At 57.0% G+C, this 7,927-nt stretch carries 7 protein-coding genes; 5 read left to right on the plus strand and 2 right to left on the minus strand.

All coding sequences use genetic code 11. From position 1 onward, the window contains the following. Positions 1 to 239: 239 nt before the first annotated feature. Positions 240 to 1,364 (minus strand): hypothetical protein, encoded by a 1,125-nt coding sequence (locus ADK28_RS23750; protein WP_016927031.1) that lies wholly within the window; start codon positions 1,362 to 1,364, stop codon positions 240 to 242. A 736-nt stretch (positions 1,365 to 2,100) separates the two neighbouring features. Between ADK28_RS23750 and ADK28_RS23755 the strand changes: the two genes are divergently transcribed. From ADK28_RS23755 to spt, 4 genes are read left to right on the plus strand one after another with little or no spacing between them, the layout of a single operon-like run. Then, positions 2,101 to 3,840 (plus strand): fatty acyl-AMP ligase, encoded by a 1,740-nt coding sequence (locus ADK28_RS23755; RefSeq protein ID WP_033639872.1) that lies wholly within the window; start codon positions 2,101 to 2,103, stop codon positions 3,838 to 3,840. Next, positions 3,837 to 4,751: an NAD-dependent epimerase/dehydratase family protein gene (locus ADK28_RS23760; RefSeq protein WP_016927029.1), complete on the plus strand. Its 915-nt coding sequence runs from the start codon at positions 3,837 to 3,839 to the stop codon at positions 4,749 to 4,751. Before ADK28_RS23755 ends, ADK28_RS23760 begins: the two co-directional genes overlap by 4 nt. A 31-nt stretch (positions 4,752 to 4,782) precedes the next feature. Further along, complete coding sequence (locus ADK28_RS23765) at positions 4,783 to 5,043, plus strand: acyl carrier protein (RefSeq protein WP_015378483.1); 261 nt, start codon at positions 4,783 to 4,785, stop codon at positions 5,041 to 5,043. Beyond that, on the plus strand, positions 5,030 to 6,202 hold the full coding sequence (gene spt, locus ADK28_RS23770) for a serine palmitoyltransferase (protein ID WP_048796855.1): 1,173 nt from the start codon (positions 5,030 to 5,032) through the stop codon (positions 6,200 to 6,202). Before ADK28_RS23765 ends, spt begins: the two co-directional genes overlap by 14 nt. Before the next feature lie 70 nt (positions 6,203 to 6,272). Here the strand turns inward: spt and ADK28_RS23775 are convergent, their stop codons facing one another. Then, the gene (locus ADK28_RS23775; protein WP_048796856.1) at positions 6,273 to 7,004 is read right to left on the minus strand and encodes an ATP-binding protein; all 732 of its coding nucleotides are present in this window, start codon (positions 7,002 to 7,004) and stop codon (positions 6,273 to 6,275) included. Between the two features lie 371 nt (positions 7,005 to 7,375). Here ADK28_RS23775 and ADK28_RS23780 point away from each other — a divergent pair. Continuing rightward, positions 7,376 to 7,927 (plus strand): lipoprotein (locus ADK28_RS23780; protein WP_048796857.1); only part of this gene is annotated, 552 nt, incomplete at its 3' end.

The following is a 7,927-nucleotide window of genomic DNA, read 5'->3' on the forward strand; positions in this document are numbered from 1 at the left end:
TTTTTCTTTTCCACAGGCATACAATCAGCTCTCGTCAAAACTGCGACAGTCACTCGCAAATAAATCACGCAGCGTGAATTTATCTTGAGTTTATTAATTAAAAACCTTAACCGTTCTCTTTCCGGAGACGATGCATTCGCTCACTCGCCGTCACCCTGCTCCTGAAACGGCACCGCCCGAAAATGCCCTGGCGCGGTTATTATTCTGGGAGCGTAAAAAGAGGACGCGATATCAGCCGCTTAAAGCGTTTTCTCGTACAAGCGGTAGCGCTTGTACGGCACCGCGCCGATGCGTTCTAAAATCGTCCGCATGCCGGTATTGGTTTCCAGGATCCACGACATTTCCAGCGCGTCGATATTGCGCTTCGCGAAAGGCTCGCGCAGCGCCTCAATCAGCAGCAGCGCAATAATGGGCCCGATGCGGCTGAATTGATATTCCTGGCGTACGCCCATCAACGGCACGCGCGCGGTGCGCACGCCGCTGACTTTCAGGCGCCACAATAGCTTCGCCCAGCCGAACGGCAATAAGCGCCCCTGCAGATCGGCAATCGCTTCGTTAATGTTCGGCAGGCCGACGATAAAGGCGCAGGGCGCGCCATCCACCTCGGCGATATGGATCATATCGTCGGGCACCAGGAACTTCAGCTGATCCCCCATGGTGGCGAACTCATGTTCGGTGAACGGGACAAACCCCCAGTTATGTTGCCATCCGGAGTTGAACACCTCGCGCAGCACCTGCATCTCCTCGCGAAAGCGCTTGCGATTGAGACGGCGGACGGTCACCTTTTTACGCACCTGATCCATCATCCGGGTTAATGACGGCGAAAAATGCAGGTCGGTTCTTTTCATCCAATAGGCCAGCAAATCAATCCCCTCGCTGTAGCCCTGCTGCGCTATCTGGGCCGCGTAGTAGGGTTTCGCGTGCGTCATCAGGGCGGAAGGCGGGGTATCGAACCCTTCGACCAACAGGCCGCTTTCCTGATTGATATTAAGGCTGAATGGCCCGGTGATTTTACGCGCGCCTTTCGACCTCAGCCACTCCTCCGCTACCGTGAATAAGGTGCTGAACACGGCGGGATCGTCAACGGCGTCAATCATGCCGAAGTGGCCGGTATCCTCGCCATGCAGCTCCCGGTGCAGAGAATCGATTTGCGCAGTGATACGCCCAACCACTTTGCCCTGTTTTTTGGCCACCCATGCCTGCCATTCAATATGGTCGGTTCCGGGATTTTTCTTTGACAGGTGCTCTTCGCGCTCTACATGCAGCGGCTCAATCCAGTTCGGATCATCGCGAAACAGTTGCGAGGGGAAAGCAATAAATTCTTTAAGTTCGCGTTTATCCAGAACTTTCTCAATACGGATCATAAATAGCCTTACGTTTTAATAAAATAATTAAATAAGCACGCGACAACGCCTTTAGCATTTTTTATGCTGTTGCCTTTTATTGAATTGTGTATTACCTCCGGCTCACTGATAAGAAAAACCGAATATTCCCCCTCGGCGAATCAGCAACGTGTTGCCTGACATTCACCCTGTGATGTCCATAATTGATAAAAAAAGGAAACAGAAAGCGGCGCAGCCAGGCTACGCTAATAGTGCTCTTTTATTATTTCGTGCTGTTATGGTAAAAGAAACTCGCCGCTTTTAGTGTACCGACTTTAATCAGGAGGTGCGCCGCCATTTTTACCACTTAATGCTATTTTTAAGATTAGCCTTAAATGAATCGTTCACTTTTGAATTTCTTGCGGCATACTGTTTAGGAAGTGTTTAAGTTCCAAGATAGCCATGCATGAGGTCATAACCTATGAGCCGACAGTTATTTCCTGCCCGACAGATGCAGACTAAAGAACGGCGAAGTCCGGATATTACAATAGTCTCTCATATCTCGCCAGGGTGCCGCTCAAGGCTGATGACTCGGGCTACTTACGTTCTGCCCGGTTAATAACCGGCATGCCGCTCGAGCACGGCAATATACGCTGTTCGCGGAATGAAGATGGTTGAATAACAAACTTATTCAAAACCTATTCATAGTAAAACATCAATTACCTCGCCAAGAGTGATTTCTCTTTTGGTGATTTTTAATCTATGGCTAAGTTTGTCTATGTCTGAAACAAGTTCCGTTCATTCTCTTCCCATGCGCTATGCGGACTTCCCCACGTTAGTGGACGCGTTGGATTACGCGGCACTCGGTAATACGGGAATGAATTTTTACGACCGTCGCAATCAACTCGTGACCGTTCTCGACTATCGCACGCTGCAGCAAAAAGCGATCGCGGGCGCGCGGCGTTTATTGTCCCTGAAGCTCAAGAAAGGCGATCGCGTGGCGCTTATCGCCGAAACCAGCCCGGGCTTCGTCGAAGCCTTTTTCGCTTGCCAATATGCCGGCCTGGTGGCGGTGCCGTTGGCGATCCCGATGGGCGTTGGCCAGCGCGACTCCTACACCGCCAAACTGAAAGGGCTGATCGCCAGCTGCAACCCCGCGGCGATCGTCAGCAGCGAAGAGTGGACACCGCTCATCGCGTCGGCCACGGAAAACTCGTCGGCGATGCACATCCTCAGCGACGCGGACTTTAACGCCTTGCCAGAGCCGGAGATCGCGTTGCCGGCGCCTTCGCCCGACGATATCGCCTATCTCCAATACACCTCGGGCAGCACCCGTTTTCCGCGCGGCGTGATCATTACCCAGCGGGCGGCCATGGCGAACCTGAACGCGATCAGTCGCGACGGGATCAAGTTGCGCGCCGGCGACCGCTGCGTTTCGTGGCTGCCCTTCTATCACGATATGGGCCTGGTCGGTTTCCTGCTTACGCCGGTGGCGACCCAGCTGTCCGTCGACTACCTGCGCACGCAAGATTTCGCTATGCGCCCGATGCAGTGGCTGAAACTGATCGCCAAGAATCGCGGCACGGTGTCCGTCGCCCCGCCGTTCGGCTACGATCTGTGTCTGCGCCGCAGCAACGCCAAAGAGCTGGCCGATCTGGATCTTTCCAGCTGGCGGGTTGCGGGCGTGGGCGCCGAGCCGATCCCGGCCGAGCTGCTCGCCCAGTTTGGCGAACACTTCAGCAGCATCAACTTCGACAGCAAAGCCTTCATGCCGTGCTACGGCTTGGCCGAGAACACCCTGGCGGTGAGTTTTTCCGACCCCAGCTCCGGCCCGCAAACCAACGCGGTCGACCGCGATATTTTGGAGTACGAGGGTAAAGCGGTCGCGCCGGGCAAGAAGACCCGCGCCGTCTCGACCTTCGTCAACTGCGGCCGTGCGCTGCCCGGCCATCGCATCGAGATCCGCAGCGAAACCGGGCAACCGCTGCCGGAGCGCCAGGTCGGCCATATCACGATATCCGGCCCCAGCCTGATGAACGGCTATTTCTGCGACGATGAATCCCAGCAGCAGATCCAGGTGACCGGCTGGATGGACACCGGCGATCTCGGCTATCTGCTGGACGGCTATCTGTACGTCACCGGCCGCAAGAAGGATTTGATCATCATTCGCGGCCGCAATATCTGGCCGCAGGATATTGAGTACGTCGCGGAATCCGAACCGGAAATCCGTTCCGGCGATGCGATTGCCTTCGTGACCGAAGAACACGACGAAGCGGCCAGGATCATTTTGCAGATCCAGTGCCGAGTCAGTTCGGAAGAGCGCCGTGAACAAATCGTGCATTCGCTGAGCGCGCGCATTCAAAGCGAGTTCGGCATCGCGGTGGACATCGAGCTGCTGCCACCGCACAGCATTCCCCGCACGTCGTCGGGCAAACCCGCGCGCGCGGAGGCCAAGAAACGCTGGCTGAGCGCTTCGCTCTACCCGCAAATGCCGCAACTGGCCGGTTTCGCGCAATGAGCGGCACCGTGGCAGTGACGGGCGCGACCGGCTTTATCGGCCGGCATATCGTCCAGGAACTGCTGGCGCAAGGGTTTAGCGTGCGCGCCCTGACGCGGCAAGCCGGAAAAGCCGCCGTAGACAACCTGCAGTGGATCCCCGGCGCGCTGGAAGATCGGCCCTCGCTCACCGAACTGGTGCGCGGCGCGGAGTGCGTCGTGCATTGTGCGGGCCAGGTGCGCGGGCATGCGGAAGCGGTGTTCACCCGCTGCAACGTCACCGGCAGCCTGAATTTGATGCAGGCGGCCAAACAGAACGGCCGCTGCAATCGCTTCTTGTTCATGTCGTCGCTGGCGGCCCGCCATCCGGCGCTGTCCTGGTACGCCCATTCAAAACAGGCCGCCGAGCAGCAACTCATCGCCGCCACGGGCGATATCGCGCTGGGGATTTTCCGCCCGACGGCGGTTTACGGGCCCGGCGATAAAGAGCTGAAACCGCTGTTCAACGGCCTGCTGCGCGGCGTGCTGCCCCGGCTGGGCGCGCCTGACGCCAGGCTCTCTTTTCTGCACGTGAGCGATTTGGCAAAGGCGGTCAGTCAATGGGTGCAGACCGAACCCGCGCAGCCGAATATTTACGAACTGTGCGACGGCGTGGCCGAAGGCTATAACTGGCTGCGCCTGCGGGACATCGGCGCCGCCGTGCGTCACGGGCCGGTGCGTCTGGTGGGCATTCCGCTGCCGCTGCTGAAAGCCCTGGCGGATATCAGCGTGTTGTGGAACCGCCTGGTAAAACAAGAGCCGATGCTGACGCGCAGCAAAATACGCGAATTAACGCATCGCGACTGGTCCGCCAATAATCAGGCGCTGTCGCAACAGATTAATTGGTTTCCACAGGTGAGTTTGGAACGCGCGCTGCGTGAAGGGCTGTTTTAATTATTCCAAGTAGAGGTGTGTCAACGTTCTTATGCTAAATCGCGATGCTGTAATGGATTATATCCTGACGTGTTTGCAAGGTATCGTCGAAGGCGGAGTGGAAATCAAACCTGATAGCGATCTCGTCAATGATCTTGGCCTGGAATCCATCAGAGTCTTGGATCTGCTGATGATGCTGGAAGATGAATTAGATATCTCCATTCCTATCAATATATTGCTTGATGTCAGAACGCCTGAGCAACTGCTTGACGCGCTGCGCCCTTATCTGGAGAAAAACCATGGGACTGTATGATAAGTTTGCGCGACTCGCCAATGACCGTGAACAATTTCAAACGTCCGGTCTGAATCCGTTCGGCACCTGTATCGACGAAGTGTATTCCGCCACCCAGGGGCGCATCGGCGCTCAAAAGATTGTCCTCGCCGGCACCAATAATTACCTTGGCCTGACGTTCGATGCGCAGGCGATCGCCGCCGGCCAGGCGGCTCTGGCCGCGCTCGGCACCGGCACCACCGGCTCGCGCATGGCGAACGGCAGTTACGGATCGCACCTGACGCTGGAACGGGAGCTGGCGGAATTCTTCGATCGCCCAAGCGCCATTGTGTTCTCCACCGGCTATACCGCCAACCTGGGCGTTATCAGCACGCTGGCGGGGCCGGGCGCCGTGGTGCTGATCGACGCGGACAGCCACGCGAGCATTTACGACGCCTGCGCCCTCGGCGGCGCGGAAATTATTCGCTTCCGCCACAATGACGCCGCCGATCTGGAGCGCCGCATGGTGCGCCTGGGCGAACGCGCCCGCGAGGCGATCATTATCGTGGAAGGCATCTACAGCATGCTGGGCGACGTCGCCCCGCTGGTGGAAATCGTCGACATCAAGCGGCGATTGGGCGGGTATCTGCTGGTCGACGAAGCGCACTCCTTCGGCGTAATGGGCGAGCGCGGCCGCGGCCTGGCCGAAGCGCTGGGCGTCGAGCAAGATGTGGATATCATCCTGGGCACCTTCAGCAAAAGCCTAGCTTCGATCGGCGGTTTCGCCGTCGGCGGCAAGGGGATGGACGTGCTGCGCTACAGCAGCCGGCCGTATATTTTTACCGCTTCGCCGTCGCCGTCCAGCATCGCTTCGGTGCGCACGGCGCTGCAAAAAATCGCCCGCCATCCCGAGCTGCGGGAAAAACTGTGGAGCAATGCGCACCGTCTGTACCACGGCCTCGCCGAGCTGGGCTATACCCTGGGGCCGCGCATCAGCCCGGTGGTGCCGGTCATGATCGGTTCAAAGGAAGAAGGGTTGCGTTTCTGGCGCGAGCTGATCGCCCACGGCATCTATGTGAACCTGGTGCTGCCACCGGCCGCGCCGGCGGGCGTGACCCTGCTGCGCTGCAGCGTCAATGCCGCGCACAGCGATGAAGAAATCGACGCCATCGTGCGCGCCTTTGCGGCGCTGAAAAAATAAAGCCTTTCCCTCTCGGCCGCGGCGGCGGTGCCGAAAATGGCCTCGCCGCCCAGCCGAACCGATGCGCGCCTCAGTGCGCAGCCGTTGATACCCCATCAGCCGAATAGCGATACCCCTGCGCCGCCATAAATTCCGCGATGGCTTTTTCCGCCGCCGAAAGCACCTCCTCGATCGGCCGATCGGCATTGAGATCCACGATGTCGGCGCCTTCGAACGTCAATAGCGGCGTGACGGCGATCTTCTTCTCCAGCGCCGCTTTGCGGTGATCGGGTTTGCGCGCGCAGGCCACGTCCAGACTGACATTCAGCTTGAGCACCAGATCCGGTTTTTGCCCCGCCATCCATTGAAACGCCGCCCGTTCACGCGCCGCCAGCCAACGGACGAAACGGCTGCCTTCAACGTCGACGGGAAAAACCGTGCCGTCATAAGCACCAGGGATCTGCGCCTGCGGAAAACGGTCGGTCAACACGATGAACCCTTGCCGGCGATACGCCAGCATGCGGCGAAAACGCAGCAGCCGCCGCCCCACGAAAGCGATGATCACCGCCGACGGCAACAGGCCAATCCGGGATTTTTTCGTTTTGACTTTTTTGGTATTGCTCTCGATAGCCTTGCCCACCGAGTGCCCGAGCAGCGGCAATTTCGCCGCCGCGCGCCCGACGTTGCCCGCCTGTTTGCCCAGATGCACCTGCACCGCCGGGCCATAATGTTTCACATACTCGATCAGATGTTCACAAACGGTGGACTTACCCGATCCGTCGCTGCCGATAACCGCAATCAGCGGCGGAAATTTTGCACTCATAATAAGACTCTCTTTCAATACACCAGAAACGGCGTGCCATATTTGAAGCGAACGTTCGCTTATCATTGCCGCGGCGGCTGCGTGAAAAAAATTTGCCATACGCAGCGCCAAAAAGCACAAAACATTAAGCGAAAATTGAAAACCTCTGCTCTTTTTTCGCCGTGAGCCATGCCGAAAATTAACATAAAAAGCGAAACCGGCCCACGCACGAACAATTAGCACAAAATAACAAGAACAAACGCCATGAATATCAATTCAAATAACGAAGAAGAATGCCGATCTCATTATTTTATCGCAGCAAATCACAATAAATATCTTGAACCCAAGGCGTATTGGAATACAATAGTTTTTTTCGCATTGGATCAATTATTGTGAGTCAGCAGATAAGACCTTCATCTGATCGCTCGCCCGTGCGCGTAATAGCGATAACCGGCTGTGACGGCTCGGGAAAATCCACGTTAGCCGCCAGCCTGGTCAACGCGTTATCGGCGCAAGAACCTGCCGAACTGCTGTATCTCGGCCAGTCTTCCGGGCGCATCGGCGAATGGATCAGTTCGCTGCCGATTATTGGCGCGCCCTTCGGGCGTTATTTGCTGAAGAAATCGGAACGCGTGCATGAGCGCCCTTCCACACCGCCGGATAATGCCACGGCGCTGGTGATATTTTTACTCTCCTATTGGCGCGTTTATAAATTCCGTCGCATGCTGAAGAAAAGCCGCAGCGGCGCATTACTGATCACCGATCGTTATCCGCAGGCCGAAGTGGCGGGGTTTCGTTTCGATGGCCCGCAGTTGGCGAAAACCGCCGGCGGCAATCGCTGGATCCGCGGGTTGAGAAAGCGCGAACAAAACCTGTACCAATGGATGGCGTCTTATCAGCCCTTATTATTAATTCGGCTGGATATTGACGAACAAACGGCCTAT

Origin of the sequence: Serratia sp. 506_PEND (assembly GCF_001076875.1) — a bacterium.
GTDB classification, from domain to species: Bacteria; Pseudomonadota; Gammaproteobacteria; order Enterobacterales; family Enterobacteriaceae; genus Serratia; species Serratia marcescens.

Excerpts from the sequence above, each read along its gene's own strand:
- spt (WP_048796855.1), top strand. The coding sequence starts at position 5,030 with ATGGGACTGTATGATAAGTTTGCGCGACTCGCCAATGACCGTGAACAA.
- ADK28_RS23750 (WP_016927031.1), bottom strand. The coding sequence starts at position 1,364 with ATGATCCGTATTGAGAAAGTTCTGGATAAACGCGAACTTAAAGAATTT.
- ADK28_RS23755 (WP_033639872.1), top strand. The coding sequence starts at position 2,101 with ATGTCTGAAACAAGTTCCGTTCATTCTCTTCCCATGCGCTATGCGGAC.
- ADK28_RS23765 (WP_015378483.1), top strand. The coding sequence starts at position 4,783 with ATGCTAAATCGCGATGCTGTAATGGATTATATCCTGACGTGTTTGCAA.
- ADK28_RS23760 (WP_016927029.1), top strand. The coding sequence starts at position 3,837 with ATGAGCGGCACCGTGGCAGTGACGGGCGCGACCGGCTTTATCGGCCGG.
- ADK28_RS23775 (WP_048796856.1), bottom strand. The coding sequence starts at position 7,004 with ATGAGTGCAAAATTTCCGCCGCTGATTGCGGTTATCGGCAGCGACGGA.